Below are 26975 nucleotides of genomic sequence, written 5' to 3'. Positions count from 1 at the left end.
CTCATAAAAGGAGCATGGATATGACTGATCTAATTGAGATGATTACGAGCAATATTTTAATTGTCGCTGCAATCATCGGAGGACTGATTAGCTGGTTCTCAGGTATGAGTAAAGAGGATGAGAATCAGAAGAAACGGGCACCTAAGCAGCCGAGGCCGACGATGACACCTTCAGGTCCAGCTGAGAGAAGCGCCCAAAAGGAAACACGGACGCAAGTTGAGGATGCCGTGAAGGAATCTAAAGGCCGGGTCGAAAGCTACTATGAAGAAAAACAAAAGAGGTTGGAAGAGGCTGCTGATTATCAAAATGATCGCAACCGACAATCTTTGTCCTTCGATCAAAGAACTTTAGACGGTGATAACTTAGAAGTTTATATTGAGAAAGGTAAAGAGACAAAAAAACCGAATTTGAAGTATTCATCCAGGTGGAGTAGAAACAAGTTAGCTGAAGGCATAATAATGGCAGAAATTCTGGGTCAGCCCAGAGCTTACAAGCCTCATAGCTCTCATCCAAGAAAAAGATAATGAAACGCACGGATTGTAGTGAATACAATCCGTGCGTTTTTCGTATGTATAAGGTAAGGGGGGAGCTGCATGTCAAAATGGCAAAATCAACTGCGCAATTGGGTGAGTCAGTATTTTGACCTGCCAGCTGATGTAATGCTTGATCTTCCAAGGATTACAACCATCGGCTCTATCCATGCTTACATAGAAAATTGTACAGGGCTTCTTCATTTTTCCGATCACGAGATAAGAATATCTCATCGAAGAGGTGAATTATCCATCAAAGGTAAGGATTTAAGAATTAAAATGATGCTGAAAGAGGAGCTATTACTGGAAGGGAAATTATTATCCATTGATTTCATTGATGAATCTAAAGGAGGGGGTGACTGATGTCAAAGAACCTGCCTGTCTTTCAAGGACGGATAACGATCAAAGTGAAAGGGGGGAGCATCGAGTCATTTATGCAAGCTTGTGTAAGTGAGGGATGTGTGCTTTCTCAAATTAAACACCTTGATGATTCCACTGTACTTATGACTATCCGAGTGCAGGACTGGCCTACTTTTAAAAAATATCGCAAACGTCATAGATGCCGTATACAGTTTGTATCAACGGAAGGCCTTCCCTTTTTTTACAACGCACAAAAAAAGAAAAAAGCTTTATGGCTCGCGATCGTTTGCAGCTGTCTTGCAGTATTTTTACTGGCTAACACGTTATGGTCGATCAAAGTTGAAGGTTTGGAACCTGAGCTGGAGGCCGCAGTTAAAAGTCAGTTAGATTCATACGGAATCAAACCCGGCTCACTCAGTATTTCGATGAAGCAGCCTAGAGAAGTTCAAAGGTTATTATTAGAAGACATACCCGATCTTCTATGGGTAGGGGTGAAAAAGCAAGGGACAAGCTATCAATTGTATGGAGTAAAGCAAACCAACTATGATGAACCCGAGGCACCTAGACCTTCAAATATTGTTGCCTCAAAAAAAGGCATGATTACTAAAATGTTTATTTCTAAAGGAAGACCATTAGTAGAAGTTAACGATGTAGTTAAAAAAGGTAAAATGCTGGCAACCGGTGAGTTGAAAGAAGATAGCGGGAAATATGTAGAAGCAGTTGGAGAGGTTCTTGCAGAGACATGGTACCGAGTAGAGATAGACCAGCCTGAACAAATAGAGCAAACCCTGACGGACGGAAATTCCAGCACAGTTTATTCGATTGCAATTGGTAAAGTTTCGATACCAGTTTGGGGCTTTTGGCGAAAGAATGACGAGGAGGATCGTGAGGAAAGATATGAGCAGACTTTTGAGTTGTTCGGTTGGGAACTTCCTGTTCGTATTGGTCATAATACTACGTATGAAAATGAGTTTTCAGCACAACAACCTTCAAAGGAGCAATCGGTCAAAGAAGCTTTGAAAAACGGGCGGAATTCCTTACTTGTCAATTTAAATGAAGACGCAGAAATATTAGATGAAAAAATTTTGCACCAGGGTGTGGACCGTGGTAAAGTAAAATTAATCCTATTATTTAAAGTTGAAGAAAATATAGCTGAAACCAAGTATGTTTCCCAAGGAGATTGAGTATGCAAGGAGAATTGAAAACAATCGATATACAATTAAATAATCCGACTGAAGCACTATCGTTGTTTGGCACAGAAGACCGTCACTTAAAACGAATAGAAGAGCAGTTGAAAGTAACGATCATTTCACGAGGGGAACACGTCAATGTTTCGGGACAGGCTGAGCACGTTCAGCTTGTGGAAGACGTGCTGCTTTCCGTACTCGAAATCATTAGAAAAGGATTGTCTATTACTGAAAGAGATGTCGTATACGCCGTTGAATTGGCTAAAAATGGTAAGATGAATCAATTCGAAGCACTGTTCGAAGATGAAATTACGAGAAATGCCAAAGGTAAATCAGTGCGAGTAAAAACCTTAGGACAAAGAAAATACGTATCTGCGATTAAAAATCACGATCTTGTATTTGGAATAGGGCCCGCAGGAACTGGAAAAACATACCTTGCGGTTATTATGGCAGTCAATGCTTTGAAAAACGGAGAAGTGAAAAAAATAATTCTTACTCGTCCGGCTGTCGAAGCTGGTGAAAGCCTTGGATTCCTTCCTGGTGATCTTAAGGAAAAAGTGGATCCTTATTTAAGACCACTATATGACTCTTTACACGATGTTTTCGGTGCAGAGCATACCACTCGGCTAATTGACAGGGGAACAATAGAAATTGCTCCTCTGGCTTATATGAGAGGCCGGACACTGGACGATGCATTTGCTATACTGGATGAAGCGCAAAATACCACTCCAGAACAAATGAAGATGTTTTTAACTCGACTAGGTTTTGGTTCAAAGATGATCATAACAGGCGACATTACTCAAGTTGATCTTCCTAAAGGAATGACTTCAGGCTTAAAAGTTGCTGAACAAAAACTTAATCATGTGAAGGGATCTGCTTTCATCCACCTTGACCAGACTGATGTAGTTCGTCACCCACTCGTCCAGCGTGTTATTGATGCTTATGAGCAAAATCCATAATAATAAAGGCCCGCAGGAGGGCCTTTATTATTATGATTATTTGGAATTATATGTAAGGGGGTGAGGATGTATTGAAAGGTGTAAGACAAATGATTAAACACTTATTTAATGGTAAAAATTCCTGGTTGAGATTAAGTATTCCATCCTTTCTGCTTGCCCTCTTTTTTCTCCTTTTGAGTTTTTCAAATGTACATACAGAAACCTACAATCTTGAAAAATTCAGCGTTGCTCATGAAACGATCCGGTCACCAGTTACAATTGAAAATGAAAGAAAAACAGAACAACGGGTAAGAGAAGCAACGCTTGACGTAGAAGATCGATATCAGCTTTCTATGGAAGTAGCTGAAGAAAGGCTGGCATATATCGAGGAAGTATTTGAAGCGGTAGGTGAAGTGAACCAATCTGAGTCAGGAAGGCTTTCTACAGAAGAGAAATTGAATCAGCTTAATTCATTATTGTCATCAGCCATAACAGACGAGCTGCCAATGGAAATTTTTCGTCCGTTTTTGAATGCCTCTGAAAACGACCTTAACGAAACAAAAGAATTGTTAATATCCTCTGCTGAATCCTATTTCAACGAAGGTATCAGAACGACTGATTTAGAAGGTACAGTAGATACACTGAAGTTGAAAATCAGATATTCTTCCATTCCAGAAGATTTAAAAGATGAATCATCCGAATTGGGCAGCTTTGCACTAGTAGAAAATGCGATGTTTGACCCTCAGGCAACAGACGAAGCAAGAAAAGAGGCGGCCGCCCAAGTTCAGCCCGCCATGATTCAAGCAGGTGAAGTGATCGTTACAGAAGGTGCGACGATTACGAATGACATTTATGACGAACTTGAGATTACAGGCCTTTTGAACCAAGAAAGAAATGTAATGCCTTACCTGGGATTGACGTTGTTTTCTTTACTACTTGGAGCCGCTATTCTTTATCATTTCAGGAAAATGATCATTGAAGAGGGGTTAACGTATCGGCATATTTCTGTCGTTGTCCTCGTATCAGCCATTTCAATGAGCTTGATGAAAGGGTTCAGTGTCTTTGATTTTTCCAATGATTTTCTGTATTATTTAATGCCTGCGGCGATGGGCGCCATATTGATCAAGCTGTTATGTAATGAGCGTTTTGCCGTTTTTATGAGCGTGATTTTTTCTCTTATGGCTGTCGTATTATTCAATGGGGAAGTTCCCGGAGCGCTGAACGCCCATATGGGAATATACGTGTTACTGTCTCAGCTCGCGGGTATAATCTTTTTATGGAATACTAGTGATCGCTTGTTCATCGCAAAGACAGGCGTAGGTATTGCCTTAGTTAATTGTATGACGATCAGCTTTACTGTATTCCTTTCCTTTGAAAAATACAGCTGGTTCGATTGGGGGCTGTTCGCAGGATATGGCTTGATTAGCGCTGTATTATCAGTTATTCTGACGTTTGGCTTACTTCCGATTATCGAGTCGACGTTTGATATTCTATCGGATAGTAAGCTTATCGCGCTGGCAAATCCTAATCATAGGTTGTTAAGGAAAATTTTGATGGAGACCCCTGGTACTTATCACCACAGCGTTATGGTAGCTAATTTGAGCGAAGCGGCCTGTGAATCAATTGGTGCTAGAGGGCTTTTAGCAAGAGTAGCCGCTTATTATCACGATTTAGGGAAGACAATGCGACCTCACTATTTTATCGAAAACCAAATGGGGATGAAGAACCCGCACGATTATATTAAACCTGAACAAAGTGCAGCTATCATCATCAGTCATCCTTATGATGGTGCAAAGCTTCTTGAGAAGGAGAAACTCCCTAAAGAAATAATTGATATTGCTAAGCAGCATCATGGAACTACACTATTGAAATATTTTTATTACAAGGCTAAAGAGAAAGAGTCCTCTGTAAATGAAAGTATGTTCAGATATCCAGGGCCTAAGCCTCAAACGAAAGAAGCGGCTATTGTTTGTATCTGTGACTCAGTAGAAGCGGCTGTACGTTCACTCGATCAGCCTACCCAGGAGAAGATTGATTCAATTGTGCATGCTATTATAGAAGATCGTATATTAGATGGGCAATTGGTTGATTGTAATCTAACTTTTAAAGAATTGAACAAACTGGAATTAGCAATTTGTGAAACACTTCAAGGGATTTTCCATTCGCGAATTCAATATCCCAATCAGAACAATCTTGTAAAGGAGGCAAAATAATGATTCAGATTGACTTTCATGACGCTACAAATTCGGTGGATGAAGCGTTCATTGACTTAGTGGAACGTATCATCCAATTTTCAGCTAAAAAAGAAGAGGTGGCGGAATCGGAGATTTCTATTTCCTTTGTGGACAATAAAGAGATACAGGAATTGAACCGTAATTACCGTCAAATTGATTCGCCTACGGATGTCATTTCATTCCCTATGCAGGAACTGGGAGATGGTGAGGTAGAGGTCCAAAATGAAGATCTTCCTGTTCTCTTAGGCGATATTGTCATCTCTGTAGACAAGGCTAATGAGCAGGCGAAAGAGTATGACCATTCTTTAGAGCGTGAGTTCGGCTTTTTAGCGTTACACGGTTTTCTTCACTTGCTTGGTTACGACCATAAAACTGAAGAAGATGAGAAAAAGATGTTCGCTCGTCAAGAGGAAATTTTACATGAGTATGGATTACAAAGGTCGTAAGCTGATTGGATTAAGACACGCACTTCGTGGAATACAGCAAGTGTTTCGTAAGGAAAGGAACCTTAAAATCCACTTGATAATAAGTGTCGTTGTTATCTTTTTCGCTGCATTTCTTGACGTTTCATTAATGGAATGGGCGGTGCTTTTCGGTATAATTGCGCTAGTGATTTCATTAGAAATGATAAACTCCTCCATCGAGAGGGTCATGGATTACCTGGCTCCTGAATGGCACGCTTCCGTAGGAGAAATTAAAGATATAGCAGCTGGAGCTGTGTTGGTCGCAGCAATAAGTTCAATCATCATAGGATGTATCATTTTCTTACCTAAATTGATGGACATCATGTTTTAAACAAAAGGATTAATGGAGGCAATAGGCATATGGAAGAAACGTTTAAATCCGGGTTTGTAGCTATAATAGGCCGCCCGAATGTAGGAAAATCAACTTTTATGAACCGGGTAATTGGTGAAAAAATCGCCATTATGAGTGATAAACCTCAGACCACTAGAAATAAAATCTCAGGTGTCCTTACAGAAAAAGACGCTCAAATGATATTTATTGATACACCAGGCATCCACAAGCCGAAACATAAATTAGGCGATTATATGGTCAACGTGGCAGAGAATACGCTGAACGAAGTCGATGCCATTATGTTTATGATCAATGCGGAAGAAGGATATGGACGCGGCGACCAATTCATACTCGATCGTTTACAAAAAATCAACCAGCCCGTTTTTTTGATCGTAAATAAAATTGACAAAGTCCATCCTGATCAGCTATTGCCTTTGATTGAAGAATATAGGTCAAAGTTAGATTTTGAAGAGATCGTTCCTATTTCAGCATTAGAAGGGAACAATGTCGATCACTTGCTTGGTGTATTAAAAAGCCATTTGCCGGAAGGTCCTCAATTTTATCCCGAGGATCAAATCACAGATCATCCTGAACGGTTCATTGTAAGTGAATTCATCCGTGAAAAGGTTCTGCAGTTGACTCGTGAAGAAATTCCTCACTCTATTGCTGTAGTTATTGAAACTATGAAGAAAAGGGACGATTCAAACGCCGTTTTCATTCAGGCTGTCATCATCGTGGAGCGTAACTCACAAAAAGGAATCATTATCGGTAAGCAAGGAAGCATGTTGAAAGAAGTGGGGCAGAGAGCCAGAAAAGATATAGAACTGCTTCTTGGAAGTAAAGTTTATTTAGAATTGTGGGTCAAGGTACAGAAGGATTGGAGAAATAAGCAAATCCAGCTAAGTGATTTTGGTTATAAGGAAGATGAATACTAAGATTGGTAAATTTTAAGCCTTATCGTTTGGCGTAGATGAAGCAACCTAAGGATGTCATTCCATTTGATATTAAGAAAGGCGGTGTTTCTTGTGCTAGACCTATCCTGGAATTTGTTTAGACGGACAGGAAACATAGAAACCTATTTATTAATGAAGGAATTAGAAGACAGCCCGCAGCCTGTTGAAGAAACGTCATCTGCGTCGGAACAACAGCGAGATTCCTAAGAAGTAAAAACCATGAGCAGGTGAATGCTTTGTTAGAAAAAATCGAAGGTATCGTCATACGAACGAGAGATTATGGAGAAACACACAAAATTGTTACTATACTCACAAGGGAAAAAGGAAAGATCGGGGTCATGGCAAGAGGTGCCAAGAAACCAAAAAGCCGAATGGCCTCGATTACTCAACCATTTATCCATGCCCAGTTCCTAATCCAAATAGGCTCGGGCTTAGGTTCGATGAGTCAAGGAGAAATGCTGACTTCCCTGCGTTCGATCAGAGAAGATATTGTCAAGACAGCCTATGCCTCCTATCTAGCAGAATTGACGGACAAACTGATCGATGAAAAACAGCCTGATCCTTTTATTTATGAGCAGCTGCTGCAAACTTATACGTGGATGGCTGAAGGGAAAGACTGTGAAATCTTAGCTATGATGTATGAGTTGAAATTATATCGGAAAGCGGGATTCGCCCCTAAAGTTGACAGCTGTGTCAATTGTGGAAATGAAGAGGGGCCCTTCTCATTTTCAGTAGTTGAAGGAGGATATTTATGCTTCCGTTGTAAACACAAGGATCCTTACGCTTATGGTTTGTCTGATACATTAGCAAGGCTGCTGCGCTTATTTTTACATATGGATGTTAAAAGGCTAGGGCAAATCTCAATGAAAAATGAAAACAAACAGAAGCTCCGTTTAATAATGGACGAATATTACGATCGTTTTGGCGGATACTTCCTTAAATCAAAAAAATTTCTTAAGCAACTTGATCTATTTAACGATAATGATTGACAAAAGAATGATGATTCAGTATGATTCTATTTACTAATAAAAGATTGTGTAGATGGAAAGTAGTAATCGATCTTTTTTGTTTATAGAGAACTCGTGATGGTGGAAATCGAGTAACAAAAATTCGATGAAGGCATTCCGGAGCAAAGAACGTTCAAAGTGGCTTCTTTTAGAGGAAGCAAATAGGGTGGAACCGCGGTAAACCCCGTCCCTATGTCAATGATGGCATAGAGACGGGGTTTCTTTATGCTTACTAATTAGGAGGTAGAACATGAACATTCAAGAAATGATTTTAACCTTGCAGAAGCATTGGTCCGATGAAGGCTGTTTGCTAATGCAGGCCTATGACGTAGAAAAAGGGGCCGGCACTATGTCGCCGATGACCTTATTAAGAAGCCTGGGTCCTGAACCGTGGAACGTCGCTTACGTAGAACCTTCCAGAAGACCTGCTGATGGACGTTATGGTCAGAATCCTAATCGTCTTTACCAGCACCACCAATTCCAGGTGATTATGAAACCATCTCCAGACAATATTCAAGATCTGTATTTGAAATCACTCGAAAAACTGGGAATTGACGCTGAAAAACACGATATTCGTTTTGTTGAAGATAATTGGGAAAATCCTACGCTTGGTGCGGCGGGATTAGGCTGGGAAGTATGGTTGGATGGTATGGAAATCACTCAATTTACTTATTTCCAGCAAATCGGAGGACTTGAAGCTCGTCCGGTAGCAGCAGAAATCACTTATGGTTTGGAGCGTTTGGCTTCCTATATCCAAGATAAGGAAAATGTGTTTGAGCTTGAATGGACGGACGGCGTAACAGTAGGAGATATCTTTACTCAGCCTGAATATGAACATTCCGTTTATACATTTGAAGAATCAGATGATCAAATGTTATTTGATTTATTTTCTACCTATGAACAAGAAGCGAAGCGCATCATGGAAAAAGGATTAGTATTTCCTGCATACGATTATGTACTTAAGTGTTCCCACACATTTAATTTATTGGACGCTAAAGGAGTCATCTCGGTTACTGAAAGAACCGGTTATATCGGGAGAGTCAGGAACCTGGCCCGTTCTATTTCCAAAGCGTATGTGGATGAAAGGGAAAGATTAGGGTTCCCAATGTTGAAGGAAGGAGAGTCGTCCTATGAGTAATACGGTTTTATTTGAACTAGGATTAGAAGAATTGCCTGCAAGGTTCATTGATGATGCTATCGAACAGTTAACGAAAAGTACAGAGGCCTGGCTGAACGATCGAAGGATTCCTTACGAATCGGTTAAAAGCTACTCTACTCCTCGGCGTCTGGCCGTTCAAATCTTCGGCGTTGCAGATAAACAGCCTGACCTTGAGGAAGAAGCTAAAGGACCTGCTAAGAAAATCGCTTTAGACGAGAATGGAGAATGGTCGAAAGCTGCGATAGGTTTTTCTAAAGGTCAAGGGCAATCTGTAGATGAAATTTATTTTAAAGAGATCAAAGGAGTAGAATATGTCCACGTGAAAAAATTCACTCCCGGTCAGTCCACTGTTGATCTGCTAGCTGATTTCAAAGCAGTTCTGCTAAGTTTAAACTTTCCAAAAAACATGAGGTGGGGAAGCTTTAATTTAAAGTATGCTCGTCCTATCCGCTGGATTGCTGCGCTATTCAATGATCAGGTCATTCCCTTTGCAATTGAGAATGTATCTACGGACGCGTACACCTACGGACATCGTTTCCTTGGCTCTAAAGCTGATATTAAACATGCGGATCAATACGAACAAGTGTTGAAGAATGAACAAGTTATAGCTGATAAAAACAAACGAAAAACAATGATAGAACAACAGCTGAGTCACTTAGAGCAAACAAGAAATTGGGAGATTGTAAAAGATGACCAATTGTTGAATGAAATTACTCATCTAGTAGAGTATCCGACTGTTTTCAGCGGCGAATTCAGCAGTGAATTTCTTGAAGTTCCTGAAGAAGCACTAATTACTTCAATGAAAGAACATCAGAGGTACTTTCCCGTACGATCTACTGAAGGCGTACTGCAACCTTTCTTTGTTGCCGTCAGAAATGGAAATGACAAACACCTCGAAACTGTCGCCCGAGGAAATGAGAAGGTTTTAAAGGCCCGTTTGGCAGATGCTCAATTTTTCTACTTTGAAGATCAAAAAGGATCTATAGATGAAAAGCTTAAAAAGCTGGAGCGCATGGTCTATCAAGTGGAACTCGGAACTTTGGCAGATAAAGTGTCAAGGGTGAAGCAGTTTACTGAGTCAATCAGCCGGAAATTGGGTCTCGGGGAACGAGTAGAAAAGCAAGCAGTACGTGCTGCGGAAATAAGTAAGTTTGACCTGGTTACTCATATGGTGGATGAATTCTCTGAACTCCAGGGCATCATGGGTGAGAAATACGCTCGTATTTATGGAGAGGATGAGGAAGTGGCGGCAGCAATAAATGAGCATTATATGCCGCGTCAAGCAAACGGTCAACTTCCTGAATCAACAGTTGGTGCCGTGGTCAGCATTGCCGATAAGCTTGATACTATCGTCGGCTCTATCGCTATCGGACATACTCCGACTGGTTCACAGGATCCTTATGGATTAAGACGTCAGGCATTAGGCATTATACAAATTCTTAAAGATAGAAACTGGTCGCTGTGCGTAGAAGATTTACTGGATGAAGTGATCGATTTCTACTTCACAAAGAACTTGCCTACTAGAAAAAAAGAGGATGTTGTTCAGGAGGTCCATGACTTCTTCCGTACTAGAGCTAGTTACTTATTGAAAGACGAGGGGATGGCTCCCGATGTCATTCAATCAGTACTCGCTCAAGGGATCCAAGTATATTCCCAAACATCTGCCAAAGCACTCATTTTGATGGAAAAGCGTAATGATAATCAATTCAAATCTGTACATGAAGCGCTTGGCCGAGTGCTCAACCTGGCTAAAAAAACAGAAGCTGCAGCCATAGACCCGGCTTTGTTTGAAAATAAAAGTGAAGCTGCACTTTACGAACTTCATCGGGATATTCACGAGAATTACCAGCAGGCTTTAAAGGAACAAAGCCCGGAAAGTGCCTTGAATCTTCTCGCGCAGCTATCTGATCCTATCCACTCGTTCTTCGATCAGACAATGGTAATGGCAGAGGATGAGCAGCTGCGTTCCAACAGGTTAGCTCTATTGAAACAAATTGCGTCTGACATTTTAGACTTTGCTGATTTAAACGCTGTGCAGTGGAAACAACAATATTAAGTGAACTCTTTTACCCATCAGAATAAATGAGCTATAATAATTAAATAGTATGTCACAGTTGGTGATTAGGGCGGTGAAAGAATGGAACTTTCCAGCAGACAAGAGCAAATCATACAAATCGTCAAAGACAATGGACCGATTACAGGAGAAAATATTGCTGAAAACTTAAGTTTGACCAGAGCGACTTTGCGGCCGGATTTAGCGATTTTAACTATGGCTGGTTATTTAGATGCAAGACCTCGTGTTGGGTATTTTTTTACAGGGAAAACAGGTTCTGAACTTTTGACGGAGAAACTAAAAAAGTTCAAAGTCCATGAATACCAGGCTCTTCCCGTCGTTGTAGAAGAGGATGTTTCCGCATATGATGCAATTTGCACGATGTTTTTAGAAGATGTCGGAACTCTTTTCGTCATAAATGATCAAGCACTGCTTGTTGGAGTTCTTTCTAGAAAAGATTTATTGCGTGCAAGTATTGGAAATCATGACTTAACTTCAGTTCCGGTTCATATTATCATGACAAGGATGCCCAATATTTCTATTTGTGAAAAAGACGATCTCTTATTAGATGCGGCACAAAAGCTGATCGAGAAACAAATAGACGGCCTTCCGGTAGTGAAGCCTGTAGATCGCGGACTGGAAGTCATAGGCAGACTGACGAAGACGAGCGTAACGAAAGCATTAGTTGAGCTTGCAAGAGATCAGCATTTATAAATCGTACGTCTTTGCAGAAGGAGAGGGAAAAGCTGTGAGTAAACCATTAATTTTCATTCTTTCAGATTCAGTAGGAGAAACAGCAGAACTAGTAGTAAAAGCAGCATTAAGCCAATTTGATGATGGACCATTCGATGTGCAAAGAATCCCTTACGTAGAGGATAAAGGCACAATTAATGAGACAGTCGCTCAGGCGAAAGAATATAATGCTATGATCGGCTTTACGCTGGTAGTTCCTGAGTTCAGAACCCACCTATTGAACAAAGCGAAGGAATATGATTTGGAATGTATAGATATCATGGGCCCAATGATGGATGCGATGCAAAGATTTTTTAAGACTGAACCTCGCTTAGAGCCAGGTTTGGTTCATAAACTGGATGAGGATTATTTCAAAAGAGTCGAAGCAATCGAATTTGCTGTGAAATATGATGATGGACGAGACGCCCGTGGGATCGGAAAAGCGGATATCGTGCTCATTGGTGTTTCGAGGACTTCCAAAACTCCACTTTCACAATATTTAGCTCATAAGAGATTAAAAGTAGCGAACGTACCTATCGTTCCGGAAGTTGAGCCTCCTGAAGAATTATTCAAAGTAGATCCGAAGAAGTGTATCGGATTAAAAATCAGTCCACAAAAGCTGAACGATATACGTAAAGAACGTTTGAAATCTTTAGGACTCGGTGCTGAAGCGAGTTACGCTAACATGGATCGCATTCAGCAGGAAATCGAACATTTTGATCGTATCGTTGATCAAATCGGCTGTCATGTGATAGATGTTTCCCATAAAGCAGTCGAAGAAACTGCTAACGTCATCATGAGTAAATTACGGGAGTACTCATCGTGAATTAAGAAAAAATCGTGCTTTTTTACATAAAAGCGCGATTTTTCATGAAAAAAAACAAAAAAACTATAGATTTTATAAATCATAGGTATTATAATAAATATTTGTGTAAAAATAATCTTATTGCTAATTATGTGAGGACACTTTTCAGAAAAGTAAAACATTATAAAATGGGAAGGATTCTAACGATTATTGTAGAATTATTGAGTTATGCAGAATTTAAAACGTGATGTGTGGGTAGATGCCGATAGTTGTCCTGTTCAAAGTGAACTTACTGCCGTATGTTCAGATTTTAAAATTCAGCCCAAGTTTATTGCAACAGTGAACCATTTTAAGAATGAATTAAATGGCGAAAACTGGACTTTTCTTGACCATGGCTCCCAATCAGTTGATCTTTACATTTTAAATCATGTGAAGACGGCTGATATAGTAGTGACACAAGATTATTCTTTGGCGGTTTTACTTACTTTACAAGGGGTTTACGTACTTACTCCACGAGGTAAACTGATTAAAGAGGAAGAGGCTTCGGATATCATGAATCAAAAGCATCTTCGTCAGCAAACTATGAAACGCAAGAAAAAATGGAAAGGTCCAAAAGCTTTCACTAATAATGATCGCGACACATTTTCGAAAACATTACAGGACCTACTCCAAAAGAATGAAGAACCTGAAGGAATGTAGTAAATTTTACAACTGGTATGGTGATGTATATGGCTGGACACATTCCTGAAGAAACAGTCGATGAGATTAGAAAATCAGTAGATATAGCAGAGGTTATTGGGGAATACGTTCAATTGAAACGGCAGGGGAGAAACTACTTCGGTTTGTGTCCGTTTCATGGAGAGAATACGCCTTCCTTTTCTGTATCCAGCGACAAACAAATATTTCACTGCTTCGGATGTGGAAAAGGCGGCAACGTATATTCTTTTTTAATGGAGATAGAAGGGTATAACTTCATTCAGGCTGTCCAAAAAACAGCTGAGAGAACGGGCCACAGCTTACCTGAACAAATGAAAGAAGAACCTGCTGGAAAACAAGACCCTGAAGCTCAAAGTATGTTGGAGGCTCATGAATGGCTGACCAAACTATACTCACATATGCTCCGCAACTCTAAAGAAGGTAAACAAGCCCTTCAGTATTTGCTGGATCGAGGGTTTACGGAGGAAATCATCCGGGAGTATCAAATCGGATTTTCACCCACATCCCCGTCTTTTGTTGTAACCTTTCTTGAGAAAAAAGGGTACCATCCGCAAACTATGGTAAAAGCCGGTTTATTGAACGTAAATGATAAAGGAGATTATTCGGATCGGTTTCGAGGCAGAATCATGTTTCCACTTCGTAATCATTTAGGGAAGACCGTCGCTTTTGCTGGGAGATCTTTAGGAGACCAGCAGCCTAAATATTTGAACAGTCCGGAAACAGACCTTTTCCAAAAGGGCAGACTGCTGTTCAATTTTGATTTAGCACGTTCGGCCATCAGGAAAACGAAAACAATTATTTTGTTCGAAGGATATGCTGATGTTATTGCTGCCCGTCAAGCGGGTGTAGAGAATGGTGTAGCGACAATGGGAACCTCTATTTCTGAAGTACAGGCTCAGTTGATTGACCGTTATGCTGAGACGGCAATCATCTGCTACGACGGAGACGAAGCAGGAATGAATGCCGCGGCTAAAGCGGCGAAACTTCTCAAGCTTACAGGTTGTCAGACAAATGTAGCCCGTTTACCCGAAGGCATGGATCCAGACGATTACATTAAAAAACATGGCGGAGATCGTTTCAAAAAAGAAGTTATAGATGCGAGCGATCCCTATACGTCATTTATAATAAATTACCTTCGTAGAAATTATAATCTACAACTAGAAGGAGATCGCATTGCTTATATCGAAAAGGTACTACAGGAGGTAGCTCAATTAGATCGTGCCATAGAAAGAGAGCATTATCTAAAAGAAGTAGCCGCGGATTTTGATATATCAATGGAAACCTTAAAAGATGAAGTAGATCAATTAAAGAAACGAGTTCCGTCAGCCCCTTCACAAGGGAAGCAGAAGAAAAATTGGCAGAACCGTTCGATAGATTCTCAATCCATGCATCATAAACTGCTCCCGGCCTTTCACAATGCGGAAAGAAAGCTTATTGCAAATATGTTGAAAAACCCGGTTATTGCTGATAAAGTGCAAGAGGAATTAGGTGGGTCGTTTAATATTTCCGAGCACCAGGTAATCGTTACGCACTTATACGCATATTATGAAGATGGCCATGCACCTGACATTAGTCAATTTATCGAGCGTCTGGAAGATGAATCTTTAAAGAATTTAGTTATACAATTGACGATGTCACCTAACGCTGAGGAAGAAATAACCGATCAGGAACTGGGAGACTATATCCATCGTATCCGAATGGAAAATACGGATCGTACGGATATCAAAAGTTTAGAAGCAGAACAAAAGAGAGCGGAGCAGCACGGTGATCCTATAAAAGCTGCGCAAATCGCAATGGAAATTTTGAGACGGAAACAAGAGTTGAAAAATACTCATTAACTTGGTATGGATAGTCGGAAGGAGGGGGACAAATGGCGGACAAGCAACAACAGCCATCACGTTCTAAAGAAAATGACAGCGAACTAACTCTAGAGCAAGCAAAAGAACAGCTCCTTGAAATGGGGAAAAAGAGGGGAGTTCTAGCTTACGAAGAGGTTGCTGAGAAATTATCCAGTTTTGAATTGGATTCTGATCAAATGGACGAATATTACGAACACCTGAATGAACAGGGTGTTGAAGTTATAGGAGATTCTGACCAGGACCCTAGTATGCAGCAGTTGAACAAAGAAGAAGAGTTCAACTTGAACGATCTTAGTGTACCGCCTGGTGTAAAAATCAATGATCCCGTCCGTATGTATCTTAAAGAAATCGGTCGTGTCAATTTACTTGCTGCCAAGGATGAAATAAGCCTGGCTCAGAGGATAGAGGAAGGCGACGAAGAAGCTAAACGTGATCTAGCAGAAGCCAACCTGCGTTTAGTGGTAAGTATTGCAAAGAGATATGTAGGACGGGGAATGCTTTTCTTAGACTTGATTCAGGAAGGAAACATGGGTCTAATTAAAGCAGTTGAAAAATTCGATTACCGTAAAGGGTATAAATTCAGTACGTATGCCACTTGGTGGATAAGGCAGGCGATAACGCGCGCGATCGCTGACCAGGCACGTACTATACGTATTCCGGTCCATATGGTGGAAACGATTAATAAGCTGATCAGGGTTCAAAGACAGCTTCTTCAAGATCTAGGACGAGAACCTACTCCTGAAGAAATTGCACAGGACATGGAACTTACACCTGATAAAGTCCGGGAAATTTTGAAAATCGCACAAGAACCTGTTTCTCTTGAGACACCAATCGGTGAAGAAGATGACTCTCATCTTGGAGATTTCATTGAAGATCAGGAAGCGACATCACCTTCCGATCACGCAGCTTACGAGTTATTAAAAGAACAATTGGAAGATGTGCTGGACACGCTGACCGATCGTGAGGAAAACGTGTTGCGTCTTCGCTTTGGCCTGGATGACGGCCGCACCCGCACATTAGAAGAAGTAGGGAAAGTATTCGGTGTGACAAGAGAACGTATCCGTCAAATCGAAGCGAAAGCATTAAGAAAACTGAGACACCCTAGCCGAAGCAAACGATTGAAAGATTTTATGGAATAAGTTTCTTAATCCGTAATGGAACCCATCCGATATATAGGATATATCTTGTTCATTCTTTAGGGGCCGGAGGGTCCCTAAAGTTTTATCAGGAGAGGTGGGGTGAAAGTCTATTGGACAAACGGAATGAAACGATTGTTAAAGAGATATTATATTGGAAGCAGAATCGATTACTGCCAGAGCAATATTGTGATTTTCTTTTGGCATTGTATTCTGAAGGTATGGAGAAACCTGAAAGATTGCCATCAAAAACTACACTTCCTTACCTACTGTATACTTATGTAAGTGTTATCCTTTTATTGCTTCCACTTTCATTTCTTGTCATTTATTTTACTGAACTGGGAATTATATTGCAAACAGGTCTTTTGTCGACTTTTGTTGGTATCGCTTTCATTTTATATAGATCTACTTCCTATCAATTTCAACACTTTACCCAAACGTCACTTGTCATACTTTTAGTACTGGTTATGGTTTTTGCTGTTTATATAACTGGTTATTGGATGGATAATAATTTGTGGGTTTACTTGATGGCAGGTATTCACTCTATAATTTGGCTTGTGATTGGCAGGTTAAAGCAGTATACTTATCTGAAAATACTCGGTTTATTAGGAATAATTGTTATCGGATTGACCACAGTTTTTTAGTATTTGTCTGATTTTCCTTTCCTATGGAAGGAATTTAAAGTAAAATAAGTATAGTCTATTAGACATCTCTCATACTTTTAGGGAATACATAAGGAGGATGCAACTAATGAGAAGAAACCCTGTGATTCCTTTTGCGATTATTGCTGTGCTCGGAATTCTAGTGATGATTGTTGTGTCATCAGTTGGAGTCAACGAAAGGAATGCAATTGAAAACGCAGAAGATGGTGAAGGAACAGAAGAAACCGCTGCTGGACCAGAAGAAATGTATGAACAACAGTGTTCCAGCTGTCATGGTGGAGACCTCGAAGGCCAAAATGGACCGAGTCTTCAAGAAGTAGGTTCTCAATATGATGCCTCTGAGATCCAAGACATCATTGAAAATGGTAAAGGCGATGGGGCTATGCCTGCAGGTCTTTATACAGGTGACGATGCTGCGACATTAGCAGAGTGGCTTGCTGAAGAACATCAATAAATTGAGAAAAGCTTTCTGTTCATTCAGGAAGCTTTTCTTTTTATGAGAGGGAAGATTGCAACATGAACGGAAATCAATTATCAAAGCGGCTGCAAAAGATAGCTGATTATTTAGTAGAACCGGTATACTTTGCAGATATAGGGTCAGATCATGCTTATCTGCCCTGTTATGTTTGCAGCCGCAATTCAGAAGCTTTTGCCATTGCGGGTGAACTCAATCGCGGCCCTTTTTTGAGCGCTCAAAAAGAAGTAGCAGACAATCAATTGGAGGACAGGATTGAAGTCAAGCAGGGAAATGGGTTAGCGGTCATAGATGAACGTGTGAATCAAATTGTGATTGCCGGTATGGGCGGTCCTTTAATAAGAGATATTCTAGAAGAAGGGAAAAATAAGCTAAGGAAAGTCTCAAGAATAATTGCTCAGCCTAATATAGATGCTCGTTCCATCCGACGGTGGCTTATTGAGCATAATTATAATTTAGTGGAAGAATGTATTATTGTAGAGAATGGTCATATTTATGAAATTTTAGTAGCTGAACAAGGAGAAGGCCTGGAAAATTATAATGAAAATATCCTCGAAAAACAGCTTTGGTTTGGCCCTCATCTATTAGAAGAGAAAAATGAAGCGTTTCAGATGAAATGGCAACAGGAAAAGGAAAAGAAAAGACAAATCATTCATCAAATACAGAAGTCACCTTTTCCTGATGAAAGTAAATTAAATATATTTGAAAGAGAAATTCGATGGATTGAGGAGGCATTAACAAATGGCTAATGACGTAACTGCATCGGACATTATCAAATCATTAGAGGAAATAGCACCTAAAGAGTATGCTTTTGACTGGGACAATGTGGGGCTGCAAGTAGGGTCTCTCAAGCAGCCCGTAAAAAAAGTGATGATTACACTGGACGTGCTGGAGAATGTTGTAGATGAAGCGATTGAGCAAGGGGCAGATATGATTGTCGCTCATCATCCCTTGTTGTTTATCAAGCTCAATGAAATAAACCTTGATACACCCAAAGGACGAGCTATAAAAAAATTGATTCAACATAATATTACGGTGTACGCTTCTCATACGAATTTGGATGTGGCTGAAGGTGGAGTAAATGATGCTATGGCAGAACTTCTTGGAATTGAAAACCTACAGCCTTTAATTGAATCTAATAATGAAGAACTTGTTAAACTAACAGTATTTGTTCCTTCGAGCCACACAGATTATGTAAGGGATGCAATCAGTGAAGCTGGGGCTGGCCATATAGGCGATTATAGCCATTGCACATATCAGGTGAGCGGAGAGGGGACGTTTAAACCTCTAGAAGGCTCAACCCCATTTATAGGCAGTCAAGGCGATCTTGAAAAAGTGAAAGAAGATAGGTTAGAAACCATTTTACCTAAAGAAAAAGTGGAAACGGTCATACATTCTATGAGAAAAGCTCATCCATATGAAGAAGCTGCTTATGATGTATTCCCTTTACTAAATGAAGGTCAAAAAAGGGGAGTGGGCAGAGTCGGTGATTTAAGTAGTGAAATGACACTGCATACCCTTTGTGAATTGGTTAAAGAAAAATATCAAGTATCAAAGCTCCGCTTTATCGGGGAGCCTGATCAAAAAGTCCGGCGCATAGCGCTGCTTGGTGGGAGCGGTGAGAAATATCACGGAGCTGCTTTAGCTAAAGGTGCTGATGTATTTATAACTGGAGATATGACTTTCCATTTAGCGCAAGAGGCTTGGGAAAACGGGTTGATGGTTATTGATCCTGGCCATCATGTAGAAAAAGTGATCAACCCGGTTTTGAAAAAATATTTTGATGATAAATTTTCTGATGAAGTAAAGTTTTTTATCTCTACTTCGAACACTGAGCCTTTTCGTTTTTGTTAATAAGACTTAACTTCGAGACATATTCTTGGCTTTGTGGCTTCAGGAAAAGGTTCGCCTGGGGGACCGAGGAAGACTCGCCGCGTTCCCACGGATAGCGAGCCATTCCCCGTATTCTTGATTCACTTAAGAAATGTCTCGAAATTGAGCATACAACGATCTTGCCATATTGATAACTACTTTATATAAAACCATCTAACAATATTATTTATCTCTTTGTTGAAACAAAAGGTCATCCGTCTAATGAACGGATGACCTTTTGTTTAGTTTATTTCTTCTTAGCTCTGACTTTAGGCAGGATTTTCTTTTGTTCAACTAATGACTCGCGAACCCATGTTTCCTCGTTATCATGGTCGAATGATTCGATGAATTTAATAACTTCTTTAGTAATCGGTGTTGGTGTAGAGGCTCCGGCCGTTACGGCTACTTTAGAAACTCCTTCGAGCCACTCGAGTTCTATCTCTGTAACATCAGCTATTCTGTAAGCTTGTGTTCCTGCAATTTCAATGGATACTTGAGCTAGACGGTTTGAGTTGTTACTCTTTGGATCCCCTACTACCAATGTCAAATCTGCATCTTTGGCTTGCTCTGACACTGCCTCTTGACGGACCTGGGTAGCCATGCAAATCTCCTGGTGTTTTTCTACGTGAGGATATTTCTCTTTGACTTTTTCCATCACGTCATAAACATCCCACTGACTCATCGTGGTCTGGTTGGTGATCAACAGTTTATCGTGATCCAACTCCAGCTCTTCTACATCTTCTTCCGTCTGTACTAAATGGACTTTACCGGGCGCTACACCCATGGCCCCTTCAGGTTCAGGATGTCCTTTTTTTCCGACATATACGATTTCATAGCCTTCCTCCACACGGTCGCGAATGAGATTGTGCGTATTCGTAACGTCAGGACAAGTAGCATCTAACGTCGTCAAACCTTTTCTTTTCGCACGTTCTTTCACTTCAGGTGAAACGCCGTGTGCAGTGAAAATAACCGTACCATCGTTGATTCCTTCTAATAAATCCATACGGTTTTTTCCGTCGACGGTTATAATTCCTTCACTTTCAAATGCTTCTGTAACATGAGAATTGTGAACGATCATTCCTAAAATATATATAGGTCGTGGTAAATTTGGATCTTTCGCCGCATTTTGTGCGATGACCATGGCATCAACCACTCCGTAACAATAACCGCGAGGGGCGATTTTTATGACTTCCATTTCATAAATCCTCCTCTTCGTTCTTAGCAACTTTTACAACAATATTTCTCATTAACTATTATAAAGGCTAAAGCAGAAGATGACAAAGAATGTCTACAGTTCGTGCAATTCTTTCTTCAGTCGATTATAATAGGGTAGGGATATTTTACATTAAAGGAGCACGTATATGAGTAATCATTCATTTAACGAATATGCGATACGTTCAGACGTAAAGCAAATTATAGAAGGGCTGGGTTTTAAAGAACCTACTCCTATTCAAATAGAAGTCATACCGGCAGCTTTACGAGGTGAAAGTGTAATCGGGCAGTCGCACACGGGGTCCGGTAAAACGCACGCTTACCTGCTGCCGTTATTCAATCAAATAGAAGAAGGTGCCAAAGGTGTTCAATTTGTAATAACTGCTCCTACTAGGGAATTGGCTTATCAAATTTATGATGAAGTTAAAAAAGCGATCGAGTATGCAGGTAAAACGGACGTTTGGCGGTCTAGTCTTGTGATCGGCGGGACAGATAAGCAAAAAATGATGGAGAAACTATCTTCTAACCCTCCGCATATCGTCGTAGGAACCCCGGGACGAGTGTTGGATATGGTTAAAGAGGAAGCTCTTGTATTACATGAGACGAAAGCCTTTGTCTTAGATGAGGCGGATTTAATGCTTGATCTAGGTTTTATAGAAGATGTCGATCAAATTTTGCTTCGCATGCATGAAGATCTTCAAATGCTTGTCTTTTCGGCCACTATTCCGGAACGGCTGCAGCCGTTCTTGAAAAAATATTTATCGAATCCTACCCACATTCAAATTAAGGATAATAAGCCTTCTCCAGAAACAATGGAGCATAGACTTGTCGCTTTGCGTCATAAAAACCCTGCAGATATCATCATAGATATATCCAAGACAATCCAACCCTATTTAGCCATTATTTTTACGAATGGAAAAAAGCAGGCTGATGAACTGGCTAACGATTTACTGGAACGGGGATTGGAAACTGGAATCATCCATGGCGGACTAAGCCCCCGCGAACGGAAAAGAATGCTTAAAGATTTGCAAAATCTTCGTTACCAATACATTGTGGCCACTGATCTGGCTTCAAGAGGCATTGATATCCAAGGGGTAAGTCATGTAATTAATGCAAGAATGCCTAAAGAGGAAGAGTTCTACGTCCACCGTGTAGGCCGTACGGCGAGAGCAGGGATGCAAGGAACTGCCATTAATCTTTATGCAGAAGAAGACTTGCCGTTAATCGAGAAGTTAGAGCGAAGAGGTTTATCTTTTACATTCTATGAAGTGAAAAATGGAGAATGGGTAGAGGCTAAATCCTACAAAGAGCGGCAAAAGCGTAACCGAAATGAAAACGATATGGAAAAGCAAGCGAAACAAATGGTCAGAAAACCTAAAAAGGTTAAACCAGGCTATAAGAAAAAAATGAAGCAGGAAGCTGATAAAAATTATAGACAGCTCAAACGTGAAAGTTTCCGGAAAAAGAAATAGAAAGGAGCTGGACATTTATGGTGAAAATCGGATCGCACGTATCTATGAAAGGAAAGAAGATGCTGCTTGGTGCGAGCGAAGAAGCTGCTTCTTACGGTGCTTCTACATTTATGATCTACACAGGTGCACCTCAAAATACAAGAAGACGCCCAATTGAAGAACTGAATATTGAAGCAGGAGCTTCCCATATGAAAGAGAAAGGAATCGATGATATTGTTGTGCACGCCCCATACATCATTAACATCGGTAACACGACAAAACCTGAAACTTTTGAACTTGGCGTGGATTTTCTCAGAAGTGAAATTGAAAGGACGGAAGCCCTGGGCTCTAAACAGATCGTCCTTCACCCGGGTTCTCATGTGGGACAAGGGGTAGATAAAGGAATTCCTAAAATCATTGAAGGTTTGAATGAAGTTCTTCACAAAGACCAAAACGTACAAATCGCCTTAGAAACGATGGCCGGCAAAGGATCTGAGTGTGGAAGAAGCTTTGAGGAACTGGCTGAAATTATTGAAGGGGTTCAATTGAACGATAAACTTTCTGTATGCCTGGATACTTGCCATATCCACGATGCAGGCTATGATATTGTGGAAGATTTTGATGGTGTCCTTGACCAATTTGACCGTATTGTCGGACTGGATCGTATAAAAGTCGTACATGTCAATGACAGCAAGAATGTCAAGGGAGCTGCTAAAGACCGACATGAAAATATTGGATTCGGTCACATCGGTTTTGAAGCCCTTCACTATATTGTTCATCATGAAGTATTCAAGGATATCCCTAAAATTCTTGAAACTCCATACGTAGGTGAGGATAAAAAGAATAAACAGCCTCCTTACCAATTCGAAATCAATATGTTAAAAGAAGGCCAATATGATTCACAGTTAAAAGAAAAAATAATGCAGCAATAAACAGAAGAGTGCTTGGATGCACTCTTCTTGTTGTTTTGTATCAGGTTTTAGTAAATTTTTGTGATGGTTAAGTGGGGAAGACTCAATTTCGAGACGTTCGTGCTCTGGGCGCTTTCTTTCCGTAGGAGGGTTTAATGAAGCCATTCTTCTAAACCGTATTGTTTAGCGATTTTATGAAGTAAAACATCTACGGAATGAGCTGTTTCAGCAGAAGTGATTTCAGAGAGCTTCTTCAGCATTTTTTTTCTGCCTTGTTTTTCAAAAGGATCTTCCTTGTTTCTCCGTAACTCTTTAACGATCTTTTCTGCTTCCCTGCGGCTTATAGAAATATTATACATTTTACTATAATAAAGCAGTTCTTCAACGGTCAGGTTCTTTAATTTATGGGTAATGTACTGTTTTAACATTTATCCATACCCCTTCTTATTTCATTCTTTACACCTTATGATGAGTGTAGGAATTTCGTTCTTGATAAGATAAGTTGAGGGATTTTTTGCAGGGTAGTTTTGTTTGGCGTTGGGCAAATCAAATGAAAAAAATTAAATGAGTAATGGTAAAGAAATGTACAAGTTCTTTTTATGCTAATACAGGTACGTAAGTGATTTTTTGACTAAAAGCGCTAAGATTATCAGGATAATGGTGATGAAAGAAAAAGTACAATCCAAAAAGTAAAGGTAACTTTTTACTACAATGAATATGCTGCTTGCAGATCATTAATTGAACCTGTACTCAGAAGAGTACAGGTTTTTCATGCATCCCATTAAATACCTTACTTAAAAACAGGATACTCCACATACTAACCTTGATTCTCCTACCAGAAAGTGAGGGTTACACATGGATGATTCAAATAAGTCTGTAAGGAATCAAGAGGAAGAACAATCATTTCCTGATCGTGTCGAAAACGAACCATCTTTACCAGAGCATGGTGAGGAATTACAGCATGAAACTGAAGTAGAACGAGTAGCTAATCAGCCTGTTTATGGTGAAAGTTATGACGAAGAATATGCTCAAGAAGCCGTCATGCCAATGAATGAGCCGATTCGTTCGGAAGAATCTGAAACCACTATGGAAAATGACGTGAAAGCTGGAATGGGATGGGTCGCATTATCGGCGGCAATTCTATCCTTCTTCTTTGCTCCATTCCTTTTAGGAATTGTGGGTATTGCGTTAGGTGTCGTATCAAAAAGACGAGGAGCGGATACGTTAGGAAACATGGCGATCATAATAAGTATCGTTTCCATCTTATTCTCTCTATTCTTGACTCCGATTACCCAAGTGTTTTAATTTAAAAAAGGTGGACCCGATTAGGGTCCACCTTTAGTTTGATTTATGCATTCTGCTCTTCTTTTTCTTTACGTTCTTTCTCATAATGCTCTTCTGCCAGTTTGTCGACTTCTTTTTTGAGTTCTTCCACCATGATCTCTTCAGGAACTTTTCGAATGATTTCACCGTGACGGAAAAGTAAACCTTCTCCTCGTGCACCCGCAATCCCGATATCAGCCTCGCGAGCTTCTCCTGGACCATTAACGGCACAGCCGAGTACGGCTACCTTAATCGGTGCTTTGATCGTGGAAATATATTCTTCAACTTCATTGGCGATGGATATTAAATCAATTTCAATTCGTCCGCAAGTCGGACATGAAATTAATGTGGCTGCGTTTGAAGCAAGACCATAAGATTTAAGCAGTTCTTTTGCTACTTTCACTTCTTCTACAGGATCTGCACTTAAACTTACTCTTAATGTGCTCCCGATTCCTTTACTTAAAATAGCTCCAAGCCCGGCGGCACTTTTTACAGTTCCTGCAAATAATGTGCCGGATTCAGTAATCCCTAAATGGAGCGGGTATGAGATGGCTTCAGCAGCTTTTTCATACGCTTCGATAGCCAGCTTAACATCTGAGGCTTTTAACGAAACGATAATATCGTGAAAGTCGAGGTCCTCTAAAATTTTAATATGGTGAAGAGCACTTTCAACCATACCTTCTGCAGTAGGGTAGCCGTATTTTTCTAAAATATGGCGTTCTAGAGAACCGGCATTTACGCCGATACGAATAGGGATTCCTTTTGCTTTTGCGGCTTCCACGACAGCTTCGACTTTCTCTTTTTTACCGATATTCCCAGGATTGATCCTGATCTTATCAGCACCGCCTTCAATAGCTTTCAATGCCTTTTTATAATCAAAGTGGATATCAACGACCAATGGAATGTTAATTCGTTTTTTAATTTCCGGTATAGCATCTGCTGCACGGTCATCCGGGCATGCGACGCGTACAACCTGGCATCCAGCTTCTTCTAAACGAAGAATTTCAGCTACTGTTGCTTCTACGTCATGTGTTTTAGTAGTGGTCATGGACTGAATGACAACCTGGTCCTCTCCACCTATCGTCAGATCTCCGACTTTTACTGGCCGAGTATCTTTTCTGTGAGTTAATGCCATTAATAATCGCTCCTTTATTTCTGAAAAAAGCTTTAAATGAATACCACTTTATATTATAAGGGGTATGTTAAGAAATGAGAAGTATTGTCACTTAAAACAGAGATATTTAATGTTAAGTTTGTGTAAACTTAAAAAGTGTACGTATGCTAAGAAAAATTATATCATGAGGGTAACGAATATAAAAATGTAGAGCCTAAGTGAAACATTATGGATTTTCATACGTATGTAAACTAAAGGATATGAGAGGGTGAATGGATGATGAATCTGTTATCATATGATTGGATTGTACTGCTCATAACATTATTTGGAACGATGTTTTTAATAGGCGAGCTGCTCGTCAATATGCGGGGGCTTTTTGGAGTATTAGGGTTTGGCTTTATTACTGTGTACTTCTATTCTTTTCTTACTCCGGATATGTTTGCGATTATGATGCTCGTTTACATTTTAGGGCTTGCTTTAATTATTATAGATGGGAAAGTAGTGAACGATGGGACGCTGGCAACAATTGGAGCAACAGCGATGGTAATTGCTGTTGGCTTCAGCGCTCCAGATTGGGTTTCTGGTTTGTACAGTGTCATCGGGGTGCTGGTAGGCGGTGCCGCATCGTTAATGTTCCTGAAGGTATTTAAGCGAAGGGAAATGTGGACGAAAATCGCTTTGTCTGACCAGCTATCTTCAGAGATGGGCTACAATTCAATGAAGGAAACATATTCGGCTCTTATCGGTCAGACTGGAAAGGCGATGACTGATATGAGACCTGTAGGAACGATACAAATTGACGAAGAAGAATACAGTGCCATCTCTAATGGTCAGTGGATCTATAAAGGAGATGAAGTCAAAGTGGCTTCTGTCGACGGCACGAGAATATTAGTCAAGAAATTAAAAGGAACTGAATAATAAAACGGTCGATTTTCATTAAAAGAAAATCGACCGTTTTTATTTTTTTTGAGGCAAATATTTAAGGGCTGATCCTATATAAATGGTGGAAGCTATGATGAATACATATAAAAACCATGTACTTGAAAAAATAAATGACTCCACCAACACAACGACAAAAGCGGGGGCAGTGATTGCAAGAGCAGCCACATTCCATAACTGTTTATAATCCGCCCGCCGATTACTTAAACGTGTATAAAGAAGAGCTAAAGCTGCGAATCCACTTACAACTATAAATAAAACAAAGACGATCAAAAAATAAATAAAGGGCAAGAAGATCACAATAAAAATGCCGCTGGACACCCCCGAGACGATGGAAGGTGGTTCACTGCCAAATAGAAAAGTGAATAACGAACTGGCCAGCACTGGAAGCAGGAGAATCAAGCTTAAATAAAATAGATAGCTGATGGCTTTGCCCATGGGCTTTACTCGAAAGGCGGCAAGTAGTTTTATGTGATAGAAACTTTTAATAAACTGCTGAGTTTTGGTCATATGTAAATTTCCCCTTTACAATCATCGGTTTTATGATAATT

29 protein-coding genes and 1 other annotated feature are annotated in these 26975 nt (G+C 40.2%); of the genes, 25 read left to right on the top strand and 4 right to left on the bottom strand.

The annotated features are described in order from the left end of the window. Positions 1-20 precede the first annotated feature (20 nt). The 21 genes from LF817_RS03275 (at position 21) to LF817_RS03175 (ending at position 19456) form a co-directional block, all read left to right on the top strand. Complete coding sequence (locus LF817_RS03275; RefSeq protein ID WP_253934341.1) at positions 21-524, top strand: hypothetical protein; 504 nt, start codon at positions 21-23, stop codon at positions 522-524. Positions 525-593: 69 nt separating this feature from the next. Further along, positions 594-893 carry a sporulation protein YqfC gene (gene yqfC, locus LF817_RS03270; RefSeq protein WP_253934340.1) on the top strand — a complete coding sequence of 100 codons (300 nt, stop codon included), beginning with the start codon at positions 594-596 and terminating at the stop codon, positions 891-893. Further along, positions 893-2074, top strand: coding sequence for a sporulation protein YqfD (gene yqfD / locus LF817_RS03265; RefSeq protein WP_253934339.1), 1182 nt, complete (start codon positions 893-895; stop codon positions 2072-2074). Before yqfC ends, yqfD begins: the two co-directional genes overlap by 1 nt. Positions 2075-2076: 2 nt before the next feature. Next, the gene (locus LF817_RS03260; RefSeq protein ID WP_253934338.1) at positions 2077-3036 is read left to right on the top strand and encodes a PhoH family protein; all 960 of its coding nucleotides are present in this window, start codon (positions 2077-2079) and stop codon (positions 3034-3036) included. A 71-nt stretch (positions 3037-3107) separates the two neighbouring features. Continuing rightward, positions 3108-5228: an HD family phosphohydrolase gene (locus tag LF817_RS03255; RefSeq protein ID WP_253934337.1), complete on the top strand. Its 2121-nt coding sequence runs from the start codon at positions 3108-3110 to the stop codon at positions 5226-5228. A gap of 2 nt (positions 5229-5230) precedes the next feature. After that, entirely contained in the window at positions 5231-5695 is a 465-nt protein-coding gene (gene ybeY, locus LF817_RS03250) for an rRNA maturation RNase YbeY (RefSeq protein ID WP_253934554.1), read from the top strand. Continuing rightward, on the top strand, positions 5670-6044 hold the full coding sequence (locus LF817_RS03245; protein WP_253934336.1) for a diacylglycerol kinase family protein: 375 nt from the start codon (positions 5670-5672) through the stop codon (positions 6042-6044). Before ybeY ends, LF817_RS03245 begins: the two co-directional genes overlap by 26 nt. Before the next feature lie 29 nt (positions 6045-6073). After that, complete coding sequence (era, locus tag LF817_RS03240; RefSeq protein ID WP_253934335.1) at positions 6074-6979, top strand: GTPase Era; 906 nt, start codon at positions 6074-6076, stop codon at positions 6977-6979. 63 nt (positions 6980-7042) lie between these two features. Beyond that, positions 7043-7204 carry a YqzL family protein gene (locus LF817_RS03235; protein ID WP_256558173.1) on the top strand — a complete coding sequence of 54 codons (162 nt, stop codon included), beginning with the start codon at positions 7043-7045 and terminating at the stop codon, positions 7202-7204. 29 nt (positions 7205-7233) lie between these two features. Continuing rightward, positions 7234-7986 (top strand): DNA repair protein RecO, encoded by a 753-nt coding sequence (recO, locus tag LF817_RS03230; protein ID WP_253934334.1) that lies wholly within the window; start codon positions 7234-7236, stop codon positions 7984-7986. 40 nt (positions 7987-8026) lie between these two features. Then, positions 8027-8199, top strand: a binding site (T-box leader). Positions 8200-8254: 55 nt separating this feature from the next. Next, the gene (glyQ, locus tag LF817_RS03225; RefSeq protein WP_253934333.1) at positions 8255-9142 is read left to right on the top strand and encodes a glycine--tRNA ligase subunit alpha; all 888 of its coding nucleotides are present in this window, start codon (positions 8255-8257) and stop codon (positions 9140-9142) included. Beyond that, positions 9135-11219 (top strand): glycine--tRNA ligase subunit beta, encoded by a 2085-nt coding sequence (gene glyS, locus LF817_RS03220; protein ID WP_253934332.1) that lies wholly within the window; start codon positions 9135-9137, stop codon positions 11217-11219. The genes glyQ and glyS overlap by 8 nt, the downstream gene beginning before the upstream one ends. Positions 11220-11300: 81 nt before the next feature. Continuing rightward, on the top strand, positions 11301-11930 hold the full coding sequence (gene ccpN / locus LF817_RS03215) for a transcriptional regulator CcpN (protein WP_253934331.1): 630 nt from the start codon (positions 11301-11303) through the stop codon (positions 11928-11930). 34 nt (positions 11931-11964) lie between these two features. After that, on the top strand, positions 11965-12774 hold the full coding sequence (locus LF817_RS03210; RefSeq protein WP_253934330.1) for a pyruvate, water dikinase regulatory protein: 810 nt from the start codon (positions 11965-11967) through the stop codon (positions 12772-12774). A gap of 207 nt (positions 12775-12981) precedes the next feature. Beyond that, positions 12982-13452 (top strand): DUF188 domain-containing protein, encoded by a 471-nt coding sequence (locus LF817_RS03205; protein ID WP_253934329.1) that lies wholly within the window; start codon positions 12982-12984, stop codon positions 13450-13452. Between the two features lie 29 nt (positions 13453-13481). Next, positions 13482-15308 carry a DNA primase gene (gene dnaG, locus LF817_RS03200; RefSeq protein WP_253934328.1) on the top strand — a complete coding sequence of 609 codons (1827 nt, stop codon included), beginning with the start codon at positions 13482-13484 and terminating at the stop codon, positions 15306-15308. A gap of 32 nt (positions 15309-15340) precedes the next feature. Continuing rightward, on the top strand, positions 15341-16468 hold the full coding sequence (gene rpoD, locus LF817_RS03195) for an RNA polymerase sigma factor RpoD (protein WP_253934327.1): 1128 nt from the start codon (positions 15341-15343) through the stop codon (positions 16466-16468). 110 nt (positions 16469-16578) lie between these two features. Then, positions 16579-17109, top strand: a complete 531-nt coding sequence (locus tag LF817_RS03190) for a hypothetical protein (RefSeq protein WP_253934326.1) — start codon at positions 16579-16581, stop codon at positions 17107-17109. A 106-nt stretch (positions 17110-17215) separates the two neighbouring features. Further along, positions 17216-17581 (top strand): cytochrome c550, encoded by a 366-nt coding sequence (cccA, locus tag LF817_RS03185; protein WP_253934325.1) that lies wholly within the window; start codon positions 17216-17218, stop codon positions 17579-17581. A 62-nt stretch (positions 17582-17643) separates the two neighbouring features. Beyond that, the gene (locus LF817_RS03180) at positions 17644-18351 is read left to right on the top strand and encodes a tRNA (adenine(22)-N(1))-methyltransferase (protein WP_253934324.1); all 708 of its coding nucleotides are present in this window, start codon (positions 17644-17646) and stop codon (positions 18349-18351) included. Next, positions 18344-19456 carry a Nif3-like dinuclear metal center hexameric protein gene (locus tag LF817_RS03175; RefSeq protein ID WP_253934323.1) on the top strand — a complete coding sequence of 371 codons (1113 nt, stop codon included), beginning with the start codon at positions 18344-18346 and terminating at the stop codon, positions 19454-19456. The genes LF817_RS03180 and LF817_RS03175 overlap by 8 nt, the downstream gene beginning before the upstream one ends. A gap of 265 nt (positions 19457-19721) precedes the next feature. On the opposite strand, the gene LF817_RS03170 is transcribed toward LF817_RS03175, so the two are convergent. Then, positions 19722-20669 (bottom strand): 4-hydroxy-3-methylbut-2-enyl diphosphate reductase, encoded by a 948-nt coding sequence (locus LF817_RS03170; protein WP_253934322.1) that lies wholly within the window; start codon positions 20667-20669, stop codon positions 19722-19724. Positions 20670-20835: 166 nt separating this feature from the next. Between LF817_RS03170 and LF817_RS03165 the strand changes: the two genes are divergently transcribed. Together LF817_RS03165 and LF817_RS03160 are read left to right on the top strand one after the other, a co-directional pair. Next, entirely contained in the window at positions 20836-22158 is a 1323-nt protein-coding gene (locus tag LF817_RS03165; protein WP_253934321.1) for a DEAD/DEAH box helicase, read from the top strand. A gap of 17 nt (positions 22159-22175) precedes the next feature. Further along, positions 22176-23069, top strand: coding sequence for a deoxyribonuclease IV (locus LF817_RS03160; RefSeq protein ID WP_253934320.1), 894 nt, complete (start codon positions 22176-22178; stop codon positions 23067-23069). Between the two features lie 131 nt (positions 23070-23200). Here LF817_RS03160 and LF817_RS03155 read toward each other — a convergent pair whose 3' ends face one another. Continuing rightward, on the bottom strand, positions 23201-23476 hold the full coding sequence (locus LF817_RS03155) for a DUF2624 domain-containing protein (protein WP_253934319.1): 276 nt from the start codon (positions 23474-23476) through the stop codon (positions 23201-23203). A 427-nt stretch (positions 23477-23903) separates the two neighbouring features. On the opposite strand from LF817_RS03155, the gene LF817_RS03150 reads away from it, so the two are divergent. Then, on the top strand, positions 23904-24353 hold the full coding sequence (locus tag LF817_RS03150) for a hypothetical protein (protein WP_253934318.1): 450 nt from the start codon (positions 23904-23906) through the stop codon (positions 24351-24353). 43 nt (positions 24354-24396) lie between these two features. Here LF817_RS03150 and ispG read toward each other — a convergent pair whose 3' ends face one another. Continuing rightward, positions 24397-25506 carry a flavodoxin-dependent (E)-4-hydroxy-3-methylbut-2-enyl-diphosphate synthase gene (gene ispG, locus LF817_RS03145; RefSeq protein ID WP_253934317.1) on the bottom strand — a complete coding sequence of 370 codons (1110 nt, stop codon included), beginning with the start codon at positions 25504-25506 and terminating at the stop codon, positions 24397-24399. 255 nt (positions 25507-25761) lie between these two features. Here ispG and LF817_RS03140 point away from each other — a divergent pair, with 255 nt between their 5' ends. Next, positions 25762-26403 (top strand): NfeD family protein, encoded by a 642-nt coding sequence (locus LF817_RS03140; protein ID WP_352232195.1) that lies wholly within the window; start codon positions 25762-25764, stop codon positions 26401-26403. 39 nt (positions 26404-26442) lie between these two features. Here the strand turns inward: LF817_RS03140 and LF817_RS03135 are convergent, their stop codons facing one another. Further along, positions 26443-26934 carry a DUF1189 family protein gene (locus LF817_RS03135; RefSeq protein ID WP_253934316.1) on the bottom strand — a complete coding sequence of 164 codons (492 nt, stop codon included), beginning with the start codon at positions 26932-26934 and terminating at the stop codon, positions 26443-26445. Positions 26935-26975: the final 41 nt, after the last annotated feature.

The sequence above is a fragment of the Halobacillus sp. A1 genome (assembly GCF_024189295.1).
Lineage (GTDB): Bacteria > Bacillota > Bacilli > Bacillales > Halobacillaceae > Halobacillus_A.
Note: the sequence above shows the minus strand (reverse complement) of the source record. Positions and strands in the feature narration are given on the sequence as shown.

Bases quoted from the DNA above. Each gene is read 5' to 3' on its own strand.
- LF817_RS03275 (WP_253934341.1), top strand. From the start codon at position 21: ATGACTGATCTAATTGAGATGATTACGAGCAATATTTTAATTGTCGCT.
- yqfC (WP_253934340.1), top strand. From the start codon at position 594: ATGTCAAAATGGCAAAATCAACTGCGCAATTGGGTGAGTCAGTATTTT.
- yqfD (WP_253934339.1), top strand. From the start codon at position 893: ATGTCAAAGAACCTGCCTGTCTTTCAAGGACGGATAACGATCAAAGTG.
- LF817_RS03260 (WP_253934338.1), top strand. From the start codon at position 2,077: ATGCAAGGAGAATTGAAAACAATCGATATACAATTAAATAATCCGACT.
- LF817_RS03245 (WP_253934336.1), top strand. From the start codon at position 5,670: ATGAGTATGGATTACAAAGGTCGTAAGCTGATTGGATTAAGACACGCA.
- era (WP_253934335.1), top strand. From the start codon at position 6,074: ATGGAAGAAACGTTTAAATCCGGGTTTGTAGCTATAATAGGCCGCCCG.
- glyQ (WP_253934333.1), top strand. From the start codon at position 8,255: ATGAACATTCAAGAAATGATTTTAACCTTGCAGAAGCATTGGTCCGAT.
- glyS (WP_253934332.1), top strand. From the start codon at position 9,135: ATGAGTAATACGGTTTTATTTGAACTAGGATTAGAAGAATTGCCTGCA.
- ccpN (WP_253934331.1), top strand. From the start codon at position 11,301: ATGGAACTTTCCAGCAGACAAGAGCAAATCATACAAATCGTCAAAGAC.
- LF817_RS03205 (WP_253934329.1), top strand. From the start codon at position 12,982: ATGCAGAATTTAAAACGTGATGTGTGGGTAGATGCCGATAGTTGTCCT.
- dnaG (WP_253934328.1), top strand. From the start codon at position 13,482: ATGGCTGGACACATTCCTGAAGAAACAGTCGATGAGATTAGAAAATCA.
- rpoD (WP_253934327.1), top strand. From the start codon at position 15,341: ATGGCGGACAAGCAACAACAGCCATCACGTTCTAAAGAAAATGACAGC.
- cccA (WP_253934325.1), top strand. From the start codon at position 17,216: ATGAGAAGAAACCCTGTGATTCCTTTTGCGATTATTGCTGTGCTCGGA.
- LF817_RS03180 (WP_253934324.1), top strand. From the start codon at position 17,644: ATGAACGGAAATCAATTATCAAAGCGGCTGCAAAAGATAGCTGATTAT.
- LF817_RS03175 (WP_253934323.1), top strand. From the start codon at position 18,344: ATGGCTAATGACGTAACTGCATCGGACATTATCAAATCATTAGAGGAA.
- LF817_RS03170 (WP_253934322.1), bottom strand. From the start codon at position 20,669: ATGGAAGTCATAAAAATCGCCCCTCGCGGTTATTGTTACGGAGTGGTT.
- LF817_RS03165 (WP_253934321.1), top strand. From the start codon at position 20,836: ATGAGTAATCATTCATTTAACGAATATGCGATACGTTCAGACGTAAAG.
- LF817_RS03160 (WP_253934320.1), top strand. From the start codon at position 22,176: ATGGTGAAAATCGGATCGCACGTATCTATGAAAGGAAAGAAGATGCTG.
- LF817_RS03155 (WP_253934319.1), bottom strand. From the start codon at position 23,476: ATGTTAAAACAGTACATTACCCATAAATTAAAGAACCTGACCGTTGAA.
- LF817_RS03150 (WP_253934318.1), top strand. From the start codon at position 23,904: ATGGATGATTCAAATAAGTCTGTAAGGAATCAAGAGGAAGAACAATCA.
- ispG (WP_253934317.1), bottom strand. From the start codon at position 25,506: ATGGCATTAACTCACAGAAAAGATACTCGGCCAGTAAAAGTCGGAGAT.
- LF817_RS03140 (WP_352232195.1), top strand. From the start codon at position 25,762: ATGATGAATCTGTTATCATATGATTGGATTGTACTGCTCATAACATTA.
- LF817_RS03135 (WP_253934316.1), bottom strand. From the start codon at position 26,934: ATGACCAAAACTCAGCAGTTTATTAAAAGTTTCTATCACATAAAACTA.